10 protein-coding genes are annotated in these 16,188 nt (G+C 67.9%); 3 read left to right on the top strand and 7 right to left on the bottom strand.

Going from position 1 to position 16,188, the window contains the following annotated elements:
• Position 1: 1 nt before the first annotated feature.
• Together ACW176_RS06645 and ACW176_RS06640 are read left to right on the top strand one after the other, a co-directional pair.
• On the top strand, positions 2–1,432 hold the full coding sequence (locus tag ACW176_RS06645; protein ID WP_492111355.1) for an ABC transporter permease: 1,431 nt from the start codon (positions 2–4) through the stop codon (positions 1,430–1,432).
• Complete coding sequence (locus tag ACW176_RS06640) at positions 1,429–2,793, top strand: DUF3526 domain-containing protein (RefSeq protein ID WP_492111354.1); 1,365 nt, start codon at positions 1,429–1,431, stop codon at positions 2,791–2,793. The genes ACW176_RS06645 and ACW176_RS06640 overlap by 4 nt, the downstream gene beginning before the upstream one ends.
• Positions 2,794–3,038: 245 nt before the next feature.
• Here ACW176_RS06640 and ACW176_RS06635 read toward each other — a convergent pair whose 3' ends face one another.
• The 5 genes from ACW176_RS06635 to ACW176_RS06615 form a co-directional block, all read right to left on the bottom strand.
• Positions 3,039–3,830, bottom strand: a complete 792-nt coding sequence (locus ACW176_RS06635; RefSeq protein ID WP_419319535.1) for a SapC family protein — start codon at positions 3,828–3,830, stop codon at positions 3,039–3,041.
• A gap of 165 nt (positions 3,831–3,995) precedes the next feature.
• On the bottom strand, positions 3,996–6,032 hold the full coding sequence (locus ACW176_RS06630) for a TonB-dependent receptor (RefSeq protein ID WP_492111353.1): 2,037 nt from the start codon (positions 6,030–6,032) through the stop codon (positions 3,996–3,998).
• Positions 6,033–6,165: 133 nt separating this feature from the next.
• Positions 6,166–7,044 carry an N-carbamoylputrescine amidase gene (gene aguB / locus ACW176_RS06625; RefSeq protein ID WP_492111352.1) on the bottom strand — a complete coding sequence of 293 codons (879 nt, stop codon included), beginning with the start codon at positions 7,042–7,044 and terminating at the stop codon, positions 6,166–6,168.
• Positions 7,041–8,042: an agmatine deiminase family protein gene (locus ACW176_RS06620; protein ID WP_492111351.1), complete on the bottom strand. Its 1,002-nt coding sequence runs from the start codon at positions 8,040–8,042 to the stop codon at positions 7,041–7,043. Before ACW176_RS06620 ends, aguB begins: the two co-directional genes overlap by 4 nt.
• A gap of 147 nt (positions 8,043–8,189) precedes the next feature.
• Positions 8,190–11,555 (bottom strand): TonB-dependent receptor, encoded by a 3,366-nt coding sequence (locus ACW176_RS06615; RefSeq protein WP_492111350.1) that lies wholly within the window; start codon positions 11,553–11,555, stop codon positions 8,190–8,192.
• Positions 11,556–11,802: 247 nt separating this feature from the next.
• Between ACW176_RS06615 and ACW176_RS06610 the strand changes: the two genes are divergently transcribed.
• Positions 11,803–13,356, top strand: coding sequence for an ArnT family glycosyltransferase (locus ACW176_RS06610; RefSeq protein WP_492111891.1), 1,554 nt, complete (start codon positions 11,803–11,805; stop codon positions 13,354–13,356).
• Here the strand turns inward: ACW176_RS06610 and ACW176_RS06605 are convergent.
• Complete coding sequence (locus ACW176_RS06605; protein WP_492111349.1) at positions 13,353–13,712, bottom strand: DUF1304 domain-containing protein; 360 nt, start codon at positions 13,710–13,712, stop codon at positions 13,353–13,355. The two genes, ACW176_RS06610 and ACW176_RS06605, sit on opposite strands and share 4 nt — an antisense overlap.
• Before the next feature lie 12 nt (positions 13,713–13,724).
• Complete coding sequence (divL, locus tag ACW176_RS06600) at positions 13,725–16,037, bottom strand: cell cycle protein kinase DivL (RefSeq protein WP_492111348.1); 2,313 nt, start codon at positions 16,035–16,037, stop codon at positions 13,725–13,727.
• Positions 16,038–16,188 lie beyond the last annotated feature (151 nt).

The following is a 16,188-nucleotide window of genomic DNA, read 5'->3' as shown; positions in this document are numbered from 1 at the left end:
CATGCGCCGCGCCGTCATCGCCCGAATTGCACGCGAAGAGCTTCGCGCCCTCGCCCGCAACCACGTCGCCGCGATCGCCTGCGCGATCCTGGCCCTGCTGATCGTCGTCTCGGTCGGCCTGGGTCTCGACCGGCGGGCCCACATCGAGGGCCTGCGCACCCACCACCAGGCCGCCAGCGACGCGGCGTTCAGGGCCCAGCCGGATCGCCATCCGCACCGGATGGTCCACTATGGCCAATACGTCTTCCGTCCACTCTCCGCGCTGGCTTTCTTTGATCCTGGCGTCGACGCCTATACCGGATCCATGGTGTTCCTGGAGGGCCATCGCCAGAACAGCGCCAACTTCAGCGAGGCCCGCCAATCCTCGCTGCTGATGCGGTTCGGTGACCTCAGCCCCGCCTTTGTTCTTCAGGTCCTGGCGCCGCTGCTGATGGTCTTTCTGGCCCACGGCGCCATCGCGCGGGAGCGCGAGAGCGGCCTCTTGCGCGTGCTGCTGGCTCAGGGTGTGCGCCCCGCCGAGATGATTCTTGGCAAGCTGGCGACCCACCTCGGGCTAAGCCTGACGTTGCTGGCCCCCGCCGCCCTGGCTCTGGCGGGACTGGTCGCGGCCGGCAAGGCCACAGCCGCGCCCGCCGGCGCCTTGCTGCTGGTCTATGCGCTGTACCTGGCCTTCTGGGCGACCCTGGCGGTCCTGGTCTCCAGCCTGTTCCGTCGCGGGCGTGACGCCCTGGCGGCGCTGGTTTCGATCTGGATGGCCTTGACCATCGTCCTGCCGCGCGGCCTGCCGGAACTCGCCGCCTTGCTGCATCCACAACCGACCCGGATCGAAACCGATGTGGCGATCCATCGCGACCTCAAGGCGATCGGCGACAGCCACAATCCGGATGATCCCTACTTCGCTGCCTACAAGGCCAGGATCTTGCGACAGTACACGGTCTCGCGCGTCGAAGACCTGCCGGTGCAGTGGGCGGGTCTGGTTTCCTACGAAGGCGAGCGCCTGACCAGCGCGCTGTTCGACCGCTACGCCGACGCAGCCTTCGCCAGAGAGTCGGACCAGAATCGACTGGTCCGCGCCTTCAGCGTGATCAGCCCGATGCTGGCTGTCCGCCAGGGCTCCTCGGCGCTCGCCGCGACCGATGTCGAGAGCCACAAGGATTTTCTCGATCAGGTCGAAGCTCATCGCTACGCCTTCGTCCAGGCGCTGAACCGCGTCCAGATCGAGACGATCCCCAACCAGAACGCCGGCCCTGATCCCCGCGTGTCCGCCGACACCTGGGCGGGCATGCCGACCTTCGTCTATCGCGCGCCCGATCCAGTGGCCCGCTCTGGGGGCGCGATCGGCGCGGCCCTCGCCATCCTGCTGGCCTGGCTGGCGGTCCTGGGCTTGGCGCTGCGCCAGATCGCGCGTCGCCCGCTGGAGTCCTTCCAATGAAACGCCTTCGCGCCGAACTGATCCTGCTGCTGCGGGCCAAGGTCTCCTGCGCCGCCCTTCTGGTGCTGTTGGCCGCGGCGACGCTTGCGGTCGCTGCGGGCCTCGCCGCCCAGCATCGCCAGGTCGCGACCATCGCCCGCGTCGCCGCCGCCCATCAGGCCGACCTCGTCGGCGTGACCAAGGCTTACGGCAAGCCTGACGGCGACGCGGGCAATGCGGCCTACTACACCTTCCATCTGACCGCCGATCCGCCCCAGCCGCTGGCCTTTGCCGCCCTCGGCCAGCGCGACCTGCAGCCGTTCGTGCTGCGCGTTCGACTCCTGGGCCTTCAGGCGCAGTTGCATGAGACCGAGGCCTACAATCCCGAACTCGTGCTGCCGGGGCCTTTCGACTGGTCGTTTGTGCTGATCTATCTGTCGCCGCTGGTCTTGATCGCGCTGCTGCACGATCTGGTGTCGAGCGAGCGCGAAGCCGGCCGACTGCGGCTGCTGGCCGCTACACCGGGCGGCGTGAGCGGGGTGTGGGGCCGGCGAGCAGGCCTGCGCGGCGGTCTCGTCCTGGCGGCGCTGCTTCTGCCGCTCTGGGCCGGTGCGGCTGTGGCCGGAGCCTCTCCGGTCGGCGTCGCAATGCTCACCCTGGCGGCGGCGCTCTACCTCACCTTCTGGCTCGGCCTGTCCCTGCTGGTGGCCGCGATCGGCCGGCGATCGGCGACCAATGCGGCCAGCCTGATCGGGCTGTGGCTGGTGATGACGCTGCTGGGGCCGGCGCTCGGGGCGGTCGTCATCGCGCGCAATCACCCTGTCGGCCAGGGCATGGACCTGTCCCTGGCCCAGCGCGAGGCCGTGCACAGCGCCTGGGATATTCCAAAGGACGCGGTGATGACCCCCTTCAAGGCCAAGCATCCGGAATGGCGCGACACGCCGCCCGTGGTCGGCCGCTTTCACTGGAAGTGGTATTACGCCATGCACGAGATGGGCGACGACAGCGTCGCGGAGGCCTTCGCCGCCTACCGCGCCAGCCTCAAGGCGCGCGCCGTATGGACCGATCGCCTCGGCTGGCTGCTGCCGGCCGCCGCGCTGCAATCGGCTGCGCACCGGCTCGCCGCCACCGACCTGGAGGCGCACCTCGCCTATCAGGACCGGGTCGGCGCGTTCCACCGCCGCCTGCAGGCATTCTACTACCCGTACATTTTCAGCGAGAGGCCGTTCACGAAACGGGACTTCGAGCGCCTTCCGAAGTTCGCAGCGGGTTCCGAACCAACGGAACTGCCGCGACAACCCTTCGCCGCCCTAGGCCTCGGAGCCTTGCTCAGCCTGGCCGCCGCGGCATGGGCGCTCCGGCGCACCCAGCTTGACGGCTGACCCCCTTCAAGCTGGGCCTGCCCGGCGTACACCAGCAGATCAGTTGCGCAGCGCAACACCACCCCCGAACACCTGACGCGCATGTCCGCTTCAGGGAAGTGGGCGCGGCAGATCTGTCCAAGCAGTAGGATCAGCCCCCAACGCCCGCTCAGCCTCGCAAACCGAACTCAGCTTCAGCCCAGAAAAAAGGCGGCGAAGCCGAAGCCTCGCCGCCCTCATTCCGAACCTCCCGAAGGAAGCCTGTCTTAGTTCACAACCACGCCGGCCGCGGCCGCCTGGCGGACCATGGCGACGGCGATCAGGCGGTCCCAGCCGACCAGCGACACCAGGTGCGCATAGATCTGGGCCAGGGCGCCGTTGGTTTGCAGTTCGCGCAGCTTCTCGACCGGCAGGGCGTTCAGCTTCTCTTCCGACACGCCGTAATATTCGGCGACGGTCTGCGGCTGGCCGGGCTGGCCGGCTTCGTCGGTCGGGGTGAAGACGGCGGTCTTCAGCTCGAACAGGTCGTTGTCCTTCAGCAGCTGCACGAACGAGTCGGTACGGCGGCGTTCGGCTTCGAAGTCGTCGCAGAACTTGATGCAGTTCTGGGTGTATTCGGTGGGCTCGCCCTTGTCGTCGAACAGCTTGGTTTCGCCGGTTTCCGACAACAGGCTCGAGCCCTTGTCGATGCAGACGATCAGGCGGTCCTGGCCTTCGTCATTGGCCAGCACGAACGGATAGCGGCGGATATAGGCGGGGATGTAGACGCCCGCGTCGATCGAGCCGTCGGCGTTGACGAACAGGTTCTCGCCGTTGTTCAGGCCCATGACGGCCAGAGGAACGCGGTCGTCGCCGGCGAAGATCACCGGGAACGACAGGGCAGCCGGAGCAAACTCGGTGACCGTCAGCGGCACGGCGGTGCCGGTGGCGGCGAAGCTGTACGGCTTCTCGTTGTGAACGAGGGCCAGTTTGGCATGCTGCTCGCGGTTCAGCGGCTCAGGCGAGACGTAGAACAGAACGTTGCCGGAGATGCCGCCGGCGGACTGAGTCGATTCCATGGATAGCTCTACAAAAAAGCTGAAAGGGCGGACGCGCGAGCGGCCGTAAAGGGCTTGGCGCTTCTAGCCGATCCCGGAGAGCCCGGCAATCGACCCGTCCCGACCGGGGATATCGCGGCCGCCCTTTCCACTGTCGAGCGAACGCCGTCCGCTCGACAAGGGTCCCTAGAAGCGCCAGGCGACGCCCGCGCGCACCGAACGGCCGGCCGACGGCGCGATGTCCTTGAGGAACGAGGCGTGCTCGCGGATCTCCTCGTCGGTCAGGTTGCGGCCGTCCAGGAACACCCGCAGCTGGCCGTCGCCCTTCGGCTTCCAGGCGAGGGAGGCGTTCAGCACCGTATAGGCGTCGGTCGGCAGTTCACCCTGGGCCACGCGGTCCTGCTCGCCGACACGGCGGGCCTCCACGCGGGCGGTCCAGAAGCGGGCGTCGTAGATCGCCCGGCCCGTCACCGAATAGGACGGGATGCGGGCCGGCGGGCCCAGATCCGTCGCGCCGCGCACGAAGTCACCGGAGGCCTCCAGGGTCAGGCTCCGATCGTCCCTGCGCCAGGCCTTGTAGCTGGTCTCGACCTCGAAACCGCGGAAGTCGGCCTTGGTCTGGATATACTGATAGACCGCCAGACCATCTTCCTCGGCGCCGGTCGGGCGCAGGTCGATGAAGCCGTCATAGCGGGCGGTGAACAGGTGCAGGTCGGCGCTCAGGCGTTGGCCGGTATAGTGGGCGGTGGCCTCGACCGACCAGGCGGTTTCCTCGCCCAGGTTGGCGTCGCCGATCTCGAAACCGCGCGTGGCCACGTGCGGGCCCTCGGCGAAGAGTTCGGCCTCGGTCGGGGCGCGGCTGTTGCGCGACAGGGCCACGCCGAAGAACACCGCGTCCGACGGCCGGGTGAAGACCCCCAGCGAGCCGGAAATGTTGGTGAAGTCGGCCTGGCCCTTCAGGCTGTCCAGATCGCGATAGTCGATGCGCAGACCGCCCTCATAGCCCCAGCCGGCCTTCTCGACCCGCTGCTGTGTGAAGGCGCCGTATTCGGTGATCTTGGTCTTGGGCACATAGGCCTCGGCGCCCTGGGCGTCGAAGTTGCGGCGCAGGGCCTGGACGCCCACCGCGCCCTTCCAGCCGTTTCGCTCGGTCTGGACCAGTTCCAGGCGGCCCTCATAGCCGTCGGACATGAACTTGGTGCCGACCGCATCGCCTTCGAACTCGGTGTGCTCATAGTCGGCGTGGCCGGCTGAGGCGCGCAGCTTGGCGAAGGGGCCGAAGGGTCGGTTGTACTCGCCGCGCAGGTCGATGCGGGTCTGGGTCAGGCCGATAGTGACCGGCCCTTCCTCCTCAACGCCCGGCTCCTCGTGGGCGTGGCCGGGGACCCCGTAGGTCGTGTCGGTCTTCTTGACCGAGACGCCGATGAAGCCGTCGGCGCCGACATAGGAGACGCCGCCGCCGATAGCCTTCAGGTCAACCGCCGTATTGGCCAGCTTTCCGCCGCCGCCCTCGGCGGTTTCGCCTTCGGAGGCCAGCAGGCGGCGGGATTCGGCGAAGACGGGAATTTCATAGTCGTCCGCAACGCGCTTCAGGCCGTCCAGGGTCAGGACCAGCGGGCCGACCGCCGCGTGGATGGCGCCGGAAACGGCATAGCTGTCATCGCCCGTCGCGCCCGAGGCCAGCAGTCGGCCACTATAGCCGCCGTCCGGGGCGCGGCTGGCGATGCGGTCGTCGATGATGTTGATCACCCCGCCGATGGCCGAGCCGCCATAGGCCAGAGCCGCCGGGCCGCGCAGCACCTCGATGCGCTCGGCCTCGCCCGGATCGGTGGCCACCTGGTGGTCGGGCGACAGGGCGCTGGCGTCGATCTGGCCCACGCCATTGGTCAGCACCTGGACGCGGGGACCGGCCAGGCCGCGCACCACCGGACGGCTGGCGCCGGCGCCGAAGGCGGTCGAGCGCACGCCGGGCATGCCGCTGAGCAGGTCGCCCAGGCCGGTGGGCGGGGCCAGGTCCAGGTCGGTGCGGTCGACGATGGCGACGCTGGCGGTCAGGTTGTCGGCCGACACCGCATAGGGCGCGGCGGTGACCACCACCTTGGAGACCTCGACCTCCTGACCGGCCGCCGGCGCGGTCCCGGCGGGGACGACTTCGGCCTGGGCGGTGGCGGCGGCAGTCAAGACCAGCAGGCTGACGGCGGAGAAACAAGCACGACGGAGCATCGAACAATCCTGAACCTTGGCCGGGGTAACGGCCTCGATTGGAGTGTTATGAAATAACATATCTACTCGTCAAGCGGCTTCGCGCGCAATCTGCCGCCTTGCGCCCGGCGCCCGAAAACGGTGCAGGCTGGACCTAGGCCGGACGCGGGCTGGCCAACGCGCCATAAAGATCCGACCGCCGGTCGCGGAAGAAGCCCCAGGCCGCGCGGTGGGTCTGCAGGTAGTCGAGATCGAACGACGCCGCCACCAGACCCTCGTCGTCGCGGCCCAACTCGCTGACCAGATCACCGCGATGGTCGGCGATGAAGCTGGAGCCATAGAACTGCTGGCCGCCATTGGGATAGTTCTCCCAGGGCTCGAAGCCGATGCGGTTGGCGCCGATCACCGGGATCACATTGCTGACCGCATGGCCTTGCATGGCCCGCTGCCACGGCAGGGTGGTGTTCAGCGTCGGGTCATGCGGCTCGCTGCCGATGGCGGTGGGATAGAACAGGGCCTCGGCGCCCATCAGGGCCATGGCGCGGGCGGCCTCGGGGTACCACTGGTCCCAGCAGATGCCGACGCCCAGCCGGCCGAAACGCGTGTCCCAGACCTTGAAGCCGGTGTCGCCGGGCCGGAAATAGTACTTCTCCTGATAGCCGGGGCCGTCGGGAATGTGGCTCTTGCGATAGAGACCCAGCATCGAGCCGTCGGCGTCGGCCATGACCACGCTGTTGAAATAGTGCGGACCTTCGCGCTCGAAGATCGAGATCGGGATCACCACGCCCAGCTCGCCGGCCAGGGGGGCGATGGCCTTGACCACCGGATGCTCGCGCCAGGGGTGGGCTTCGGCGAACCACTTTTCTTCCTGGGTCACGCAGAAATACGGCCCCTGGAACAGCTCGGACGGCAGGATCACCTGCGCGCCGCCGGCGGCGGCCTGGCGGATGAAGGCCTCGGTCTTCTTGAGATTGGCCTGCAGATCCATCCCGTACGAGGTCTGGATCGCGGCGACGTTCAGGGTCCGGGTCATGCCGGCTCCTGCTGGCTGATGCAGTGGAACGAGCCGCCGCCGGTCAGGATCGCGGTCGAGGGCAGGCCGATGACCTCGCGCTCGGGGAACAGGCCCTGGATCACCTCGACGGCGAAGGCGCCCGACTCCTCGGCGTAGATCGGCACGATCACCGCCTCGTTGGCGATCAGGAAGTTCATGTGCGAGGCCGGGATCGGCTCGCCGTCCTCATCCAGAATGCGACCCGGCGACGGTATGCGGACCACCTGCAGGGGCGAGCCGCGGCTGTCGGTCATGCCGGCCAGGGTGCGGGCGGTGTCGGCATAGACCTCGGCATTGGGATCATCGGCGCCGAAGGCCATCGGACAGGCTACAACGCCCGGCGCGACGAAGCGGGCCAGGTTGTCGATATGGCCGTCGGTGTGGTCGTTCAGCAGACCATCGCCCAGCCACAGCACCTTCTTGACGCCCAGCGCCTTTGACAGCGCGGCGAAGGCCTTGGCCTCGTCGAAGTCGCCGTTGCGGTTCTCGTTGAGCAGGCACTGGCGGGTCGAGAGCACGGTGCCCAGGCCGTCATGGTCCAGCGAGCCGCCCTCCAGCACGAAGCCGTTGCGGGTCAGGGGCGTGCCCGAGGCGGCGGCGATCTGCTCGGCGACGATGTCGTCGCCCTCCATCTCGAACTTGCCGCCCCAGCCGTTGAACTCGAAGCCGGCCGCGACTGGACCCTGCGGGGTCTCGACATAGATCGGGCCGGTGTCGCGCAGCCAGATGTCACCGAACGTGCCGCGCACGATCTCGACCGTGGTGTCGGCCAGCAGGGCCCGGGCGGCGGCCTCGGCCTCGTCGCCCACCACCATCAGCCGCACGCGCTCGGCCCCGGGGCCGGCCAGGGCGCGGGCCAGATCGGCCACTTCCTTCTGGGCGACCGGCAGGTCTTCGCGCCAGAGCTCAACATGGCTGGGAAAGCCCACCCACATCGCGCGGTGCGGGGCCCACTCGGCAGGAACGGTCGGGGTCATGTGTCGAAGCCTGGATCAAAACGGGAGGCGCAAATGGCCCCTGGCGGACCGGGGGTCAAGCAGGGGTTCTAGCAAATCCGCGCGACAAAACAAAAAGGGCGGCCCGTTGCGGGGCCGCCCTTCCTGTTCGTCGCGGTGACGGGTTCGTTAGAACTCGTAACGCAGCGAGATCTGCATGGTCCACAGCGAGTTTTTGACGTCGCCGCGGGTCTTGGTGATCGAGGTCGGAACCAGCGAATACACATAGGCAGGGCAGGTGGCGTTCGCCGTGGCAGCCAGAGCGGCTCCGTTGGCGGCGACGCAGCCCACGCGGGCCAGGGTGGTGGCGTCGCCGTATTCCTCGACCTTGCCCCAATCGCGATCGATCAGGTTCAGCAGGTTGCGGATGTCGAACTGGACCTTCAGCTTGTGGCCGTCGATCAGGGTCGGCAGTTCCTGGCTGAGCTGCAGGTCGACGCGGTTCAGGTCCTTGTTGGTGTTCGAGTACTTCTCAAGGATGCCTGGCTTGAGGCCGAACTGGTTCACATAACCGATGAACCGGTCGCGGTTGGCGGCGTCGATGAAGAACACGTTGCCGATCTGCAGGTCAGCGGTGTTGGTGTCGGCCTTGATGTCCGGCACGTACAGCAGCTGAGCGGCGCGGTTCACACCGAACACCGGGCTGCGGCCCGAAGCGGCGTCGCCCATGGTGAAGCCGAACGGACGACCCGAGGTGCGCTCAGCAAACAGGGAGATGCGCGTCTCGTTGTCGCCGAAGAACTTCTTCCGGTAACCGACTTCCAGCTTGTAGCGGTCCTTGATCTCTTCCAGCGCGGTGCCGTAGGCGTCGCGGGCCGGATCCAGGCCGGCCGGAACGCTGTTGTACAGCGAGCCGGCGGTGGTGCCGAAGCGCAGGCCGGCGTTCGACTCGTCGATGTTCTGACGGGCGTAGCCGAGACCCAGGTCCAGACCGAAGTCGAAGGACTTGGACAGGCCGACGCCGAAGGTGAAGGCTTCACCCTTGTCGATGTTGTTGGTGATCAGGTCGCGGTTGTCGCCGGGATTGACCGAAGACACGCCCTGAGCGGCGCGAGCCGTGGCCGAGAGGGTCAGACCGTCATAACGCGGACGACCGTCCGGGGTCACGGCGCGTTGGCCGTTGATGACCAGCGGCTGGGCGCGGGCGTCGGTGAAGGTCACGGCGTCCTGGGCCTGGGTGGCCACATACTGAACGTCGAGGTTCCAGCCGTCGTACACTTCCCAGTTGGCGCCGAAGTACAGCTTCCATTCGGCCGGCAGTTGGAAGGCCGGGTTCAGGGCGATGACTTCGTTGGTCGGGTTGATGCCCGGAGTGCCGGCCAGGGTGCCTTCCTGGAACGACTTCACCAGGGTCGGGATCTGATAGCCAAAGCCCGAGAAGGTGTTGAGGTTGTCCAGGGCGGCGGCGCCGACAGCGGCGTTGAAGCCCGGAGTCACGCTCGAAGACGTCGAGGATTCCAGATAGCCGTTGGCGCCCGTGCAGTTCGACCCGGCGGTGATGCAGCGGCGGATGGTGGTGCCGGCGATCTGATAGCCGTTGTTGTAGAACGGCGTGGCGAACAGCACTTCCGGCTGGCCGCCCGAGAACAGGCCAAAGCCGGCGTTCAGCTTCAGGGTGTCGGTCGCGCGCCAGGTCGCCGAGACGCGCGGCATCAGGATGCTCAGGCCGTCCAGGGTCTTGGTGTTGGTAAAGCCGTTGCGGGCCACGAAGTTCGGGTTGGTGGCCGGAACGTCGTCCATCTTGATCCAGTCGAAGCGGAAGCCCGCCGTGACCTTGATGTCGTCAGTGACGTCCAGCGAGTCCTGGGCGTAGAGCGAGTGCATCCAGTACTTGAAGTCGGCGGCGGCGTCGTTGGCCTTGCCGGTGACCGAGTTGCTGTAGGTCAGCGAGCTGGCGCGGCCGGCCGAGAAGTCGGCAATCGAGTCGAAGTAGTAGGTGCCGCGCGAGTTCGGCACGAACACGTTGAACACTTCCTTGTTCGAGCCTTGATAGCCGAACTTGAAGACGTGATCGTCGAGCGAGTAGGTCGCCGTGCCCTGGAACACCGCTTCCTGGATGTCCAGCTGATTGGCGTGGCGGAAGGCGTCAGGTCCGAAGCGCACCGACGAGAAGCCGCTGGCGCAGCTGGTGATCGTCGAGTTGGTCGGAGCCGAGTCAGCGGTCGGGGCCGTACAGATGGTCACGTCCGAATAGTTCTGACCGCTCTTGGGGTTCTGGCCCTTGACCCAGTCGCGATAGGTGGCGCGAACGGTCGTCGACAGACGATCGGTCCAGTCCGAGTTGATCTCGAGGGTGGTGCCTTCGTCGAGATAGGTCGCGTCGTACCAGTGCGAGTCGAGGGCGGCGGTGGTGGTGCCCAGGTCGGTCCGCGAGGTGAACAGCGACTCGGCGCGGCGATAGCTGAGGCTGGCGCGGTGCTGGTCGTTGATGTTCCAGTCGATCTTGGCCGAGTACTTCTCGTCGGTGACCGGGGTGGAGCGCAGGATGGAGCCGGCGGCGAAGTCGCTGGCGTAGGCGCTGTTATAAATGCCGACGACCTGATCGATCGTGGCCTGGCTCAGGCCGTTGGCGAAAGGCGTGGCGAAACCCGCGCCGGCCGGACCGGTGCCGGTGACGTCAAGGGTTTGGTACTTCTCGTACGAGCCGGCGAAGAACAGCTTGTCCTTCCAGATCGGGCCCGACAGGAAGCCGCCATAGTTCTTCTGGCTGATCAGCGGCGTGATGCGCTGGCTGCCGATGTGCTTACCGATCAGGCCTTCGTTCAGATAGTTGATGAAGGCGCTGCCGTGGAAGTCATTGCCGCCCGAGCGCAGGACGATGTTCAGGGCGCCGCCCGTGAACGAGCCGTTCTCGACGTCGGTGGGGACAGCCGCGACGCTGAACTGTTCAACAGCGTCCAGCGAGATCGGGCCACGCGCGGTGGGCAGACCGCCGGTTTCCAGGCCGTAGGGGTCCTGGGCGGCGACGCCGTCGATGGTGATGCGGTTGGTGCGCGGATTCGAGCCGGCGATCGAGATGCCGCCGTCGTTGCGGACGTTCTGCGAGACCAGGATGTCGCGGCGCGCCAGGTCGCGGACGTCGCGGTTGATCGAGACAACCGCTTCGATCGCGTCGCGGTTCAGGACGGTCTTGGGACCGGCTTCGCTGTTAGCGGCGGCCGAAGCGGTGACCACTACGGCTTCGACCGCATTGGCGGCCAGGTCGATATCGACGCGCTGGGTGTCGGCCAGCGTCAGATAGACGTCGGTGATCTTCTTGCTTTCCAGGCCCGGGGCCTGGACGGTGATTTCGTAAGGGCCGCCGACGCGGAGGCCGCGGGCGTCATAGGTGCCGTTTTCGCCCGAAACCGTGGTCGAGCGCGTGCCCGACGGGGTGTGAACGATGGTGACCGCAGCGCCGGCGACCGGCGCTCCGCCTTCACCCGTCACCGCACCGCGGACGGCGGCGGTGGTTTCCTGAGCGTACACCGCGCTGGACGCGGCGAGCGCGAGCACGGTAAGGGCTGCCCCACTGGCGAGCCTTTTCATCGAAATCATTGCAATCCCCTCGTTCTGGCGCGCTCTCGACACAAAAGAGAAACATCGCACCTCATGTTAGCGGCTTCCATAGCCGTGGATTTCGAAGGTTTGGTGACGGAAAGGCCACGCTGGACCACAAACCCTCCGCCATCGGCGCCTTTGCAACACATTTGGTCAGGACTTTCTTACTTGTGCCGGAGAACTCAGCGTGGCGCTTGATGAAATGACGCAGCCGGACGGTGCGCGGGCCTGGCGACTGACGCTCTGTATGGTGGGCGTGCTGACGATTCTGCGGCTCGCCGCCCTGTTCGCCACGCCGTTCGAACTCTACCCGGACGAAGCCCAGTACTGGCTGTGGTCGCGGACCCTGGATTTCGGCTATTTCTCCAAGCCGCCAATGATCGCCTGGCTGATCTGGGCCACCACCTCGATCGGCGGCGACTCCGAAGCCTGGGTGCGGATTTCGGCTCTGTTCCTGCACGGCGGCACGGCCCTGATCATCGCCCGCATCGCCGGCAGGCTGTATGGCGGCTGGACCGGCCTGGCGGCGGCGGCGCTCTACGCCCTGATGCCGGCCATACAGCTGTCATCGGGCGTGATCACCACCGACGCGCCGCTGCTGTTTTTCCTGTCCCTGACGATCTGGGCCTATGTGTCGCTGCCGGCGCTGGAGGCCCGCCGCAGGCTGCCGATCGCCATCGCCCTGGGCGCGGCCCTGGGCCTGGCCTTCCTGTCGAAATATGCGGCGGTCTATGTGCTGGCCGGCCTGGCCGCTCACCTGGCCGCCTCGCGGGAAGCGCGTCAGGTCTGGACCCTGCCGATGGCCGCAGCCGCCCTGGCCGCCCTGGCGATCGTCTTCTCGCCCAACCTGGTCTGGAACCTGACGCACCATTTCGCGACGCTGGAGCACACCGCCTCCAACGCCAACTGGAACGCCCGCAAGTTGTTCAACATCCGCGAACTGATGGAGTTCATCGGCTCGCAGTTCGGCGTCTTCGGCCCCATCCCGTTCGCGGTTCTGGTCGGCGGCGCGATCGGGCTGGGCGCGCGGCGCCGGCTCCAGCCCGCTGACCTCCTGCTGCTGTGCTTGGCGGCCCCGCCCCTGCTGACCGTGGCGGCCCAGGCTTTCGTCTCACGCGCCAACGCCAACTGGGCCGGCGTGGCCTATATCGCCGGCTCGATCCTGGCGGCGGCCTGGCTGCTGCGCTGGAATGCCCGACGCTGGCTGATCGCCGCCGTCGCGATCCAGGCGGTGTTCTGCGCCGTTTTCATCGCCTGCATGGTCAATCCGCGCCTGGCCGACACAATCGGCGCGTCCAACAGCTTCAAGCGCGTGCGCGGCTGGGAACAGGGCGCGGAGACGATCATCGCCCGGGCCCGCGAGGAACAGGCCGCCGGCGGCCTGACCAGCATCGCCATGGACGACCGCTTCCTGTTCAACGTCACCGCCTATTACGGCCGCGACTATTTCGGGACGCCCGGCGCACCGCCGCTGAATATGTGGGTGCACGAGGCCCGTCCGCAAAACCAGGCCGAGACCGAGGCCCCCCTGACCGCCGCCTCCGGCCGTCGCACCCTGATCGCCAGCCTGGAGGGCGACTACCGCGCCGAGATCGAGCAAGACTTCGCCCGGACCTCGGGGCTGGAGATCGTCCGTGTGCGTCTGGACCGCAAGCACGTGCGGCGCATGGACCTGTTCGTCGCCGAGGACTTCCGCCCCCTGCCCCGCGATCCGGTCACCGGCCTGCCGCCCAGGCCGGCCGGCAAGAAACCCTAGGCCAGATAGCCCAGCACCAGGGCCACCACCGCCGGAACGGTCTGGATCAGCAGGATCGACTTCTTGACCGTCACTGCGCCCCAGACGCCGGCGATGGCCACGCAGACCAGGCCAAAGGTCTTGAAGGCCGAGGCTGTGACGGGGTCCGGATAGAAAAGTCCCAACGCCAGGGCCAGGACCAGAAAGCCGTTATAGCAGCCCTGGTTCGACATCGCCGGCTTGAGCACGGCGGCCGCCTCGTCGGTCAGGCCGAAGGCCTTCTTGCCCCGGCTGTCGAACAGCACGGTCTCCAAGAGCACGATGTAGATGTGGATCAGCAGGACGAGACCGGCGGCGATCTGGGCGGCGAGTAGCATGGCGCGACCTCTTTAGAACGACAGTTCAGGCTGCATGGCGCCCGGCTGCTGGGTCTCGGGCAGGTGGCAGGTGAAGGTCGAGCCCGAGCCCGGCTCGCTTTCCAGCGCCACCCAGCCGCCGTGCAGCTCCACCAGGGCCTTGACCAGGGCCAGGCCCAGGCCCGGGCCGCCGCGATCACGGCCGACGAAGCGGTCGAAGATGTGGGCCTGGACGTGGAACGGCACGCCGCGACCGGTATCCTTAACGTCCAGCCGCACCTCGCCCAGCGCCCGGCGGGCCGAGAGCGTGACAATGCCGTCCGGCGGGGTCTGGCGCAGGGCGTTCTCGACCAGATGGTCCAGGGTCTGGGACAGGCGTTTCAGGTCGCCGCGGATCAGGCCGACATCCTCGTCGCACTCGATGGTCAAGGTCACGCCGCCCAGGGTGGCGTCCTTGGTGGCGCGCTCGCGGGCCTCGACCAGCAGGTCGATGACGCGGATGTCCTGGATCTCCAGCGCCATCTCGCCGGCGTCGATCTGGGCCATGTCCAGCACGTCGTCGATCGAGCGGGCCAGCTGGGTGGCGGCGGCGCGGACGGCAGCCACGTGGTTGCGGCCCCGCTCGTGGAGGCCGTCGGCCCGTTCCAGCAGCTCCGAATAGCCGATGATCGTGGTCAGCGGGGTGCGCAGCTCATAGGAAACATTGCCCACGAAGTCGCGCTTCAGGCGCTCGGCCTCGGCCAGGGCGGCGGAGCGGTCGGCCAGGGCGCTTTGCAGGTCGCGGGTGTCGGTGACGTCGGTAAAGCCGATCAGGGTCGCGCCATCGGGCAGCGGCCGGCTCTGATAAAGCACGATGCGGCCGTCGGAGGTGCGAACCTCGCCCGAGGTGGGCGCGCGCATCTGCGGATCGGGATCGGCGACCCGGCCCTTCAGCTCGCGCCAGAAGGCCAGGTCGTGCAGGCGCGGCACGCACAGGTCGACCACGCCTTCGAAATCGACCGCCGCCTCGAGGGCCTGGGCCGTGACGTTCCAGAAGCTCTCGAAGGCCTCGTTGTGCAGCCGCAGCCGGCCGTCGGAGCCGAACACCGCGACGGCGTCGTTCAGCTTGTCCAGCGTGGCCTGCTGCACCTGGATCAGGGCGTTGTACTGGGCCTTGAGTTTCAGCTCGCCGGTGATGTCGGAATAGAGCAGCAGCATGCCGCCCAGCGGGTGCGGCTGGCGCACCAGCTTCAACGTCCGGCCGTCAGGCAGACCCCACATGTCGTCGGCCTGGGGACCCAGGTCCTCATAGTGGGCCAGTTCCTCGGCCTTCCACTTGGCGTAGTCGATGGTCTCGGGCAGGCGGCGGCGCTGGCGCAGGCGGTCGAGAATCTCGCCATGGGTCGGGCGGTCGGCCAGCCAAGCGGGCTCAAGGCCCCACAGTTCGGCGAAGGCGGTGTTGTGGAAGGCCAGGCGGCGGGTCTGGCTGAAGATCGCCACGGCGTCGGCGATGTGGTTCAGCGTCTCGTCATGGGCCTCGACATGCTTGCGCAGGGCGTCTCGGACATCCTCGATCTCGGTGACGTCGCTGCAGAACACCCCGACCCCGCCGCCGTCCAGTGACTTGGCGGCGACGCGGAAGGCGCGGCGGCGGCCGTCGACATTGACCCAGCGCAGGGCCTCGCGGCGCTCGCCCGAGGTCGCGGCCTCGACGGCCAGGGTGTCGGCGGCGCGGTCGAAGGTCTTGCCGCCCAGGGCGGCGGTCGCGGCCGAGGGCGCATCCACGGCGCGCAGATAGGCGGCGTTGCCCCAGACCGGCGCGCCGTCGGCGCTGGAGATCCAGGCCGGCTCGACCAAGCCGTCGACAAAGGCGGCAAAGCGGGCGGCCGACGGCAGGCCGGCCTCGTTGGAAACCACCGCCGCCAGCCGCAGCCAGGCCAGGGCCCCGGCCGCGCGGCCCTCGACGGAGACGGAACCGGCGGAGCCCAGGGCCTCGAAGGCGCAGGGCTCGCCGCGCTCGAACAGGCCGCGCAGGCGCACGGTGTGATCAGGATCCAGCAGCATCAGGGCGGCCACCACCTCCTGGGCGCGGGCCTCGCAGCCCAGCACCAGGGCGCAGGCGCCCAGACTGTCGGCGCCCGACACGAGGGCGGCCTTGCCGTCCTCGACCGAGATCAGGGCGCTGTCGAAGGCTTCCGCCGAGGCTTGCGCCGCCAGGGTGCCGCTCTCCAGGCTGGACAGCCGGCCCTGCAGCACGGCCAGCCTGGCCTCGAAACGCCGACGCTGGGCCAGGGCCCAAAGCGTCGCGCAAATGGCGAGGCAGACCGCGCCGGCGGCCGCCGCGAGGATCAGGTCATGAGAAGTCATCAGGCCGGTCGCTAAAGCCCCATGCAGCCCGCGAAGGCGGGTCCGCGAATCAGAATCACAGATTAGTCGGGCCGTGACCAGAGCGCGACCGGAACGGCTGTCGCAGGGCCCGATAGACGGCACGTCTCACGCGGCTGGCGAAACCGGCCAA

It is taken from the genome of Caulobacter sp. FV1ye13L (assembly GCF_058681155.1).
The sequence above is the reverse complement of the archived record's forward strand: the minus strand, read 5'-3'. Positions and strand labels throughout refer to the sequence as shown.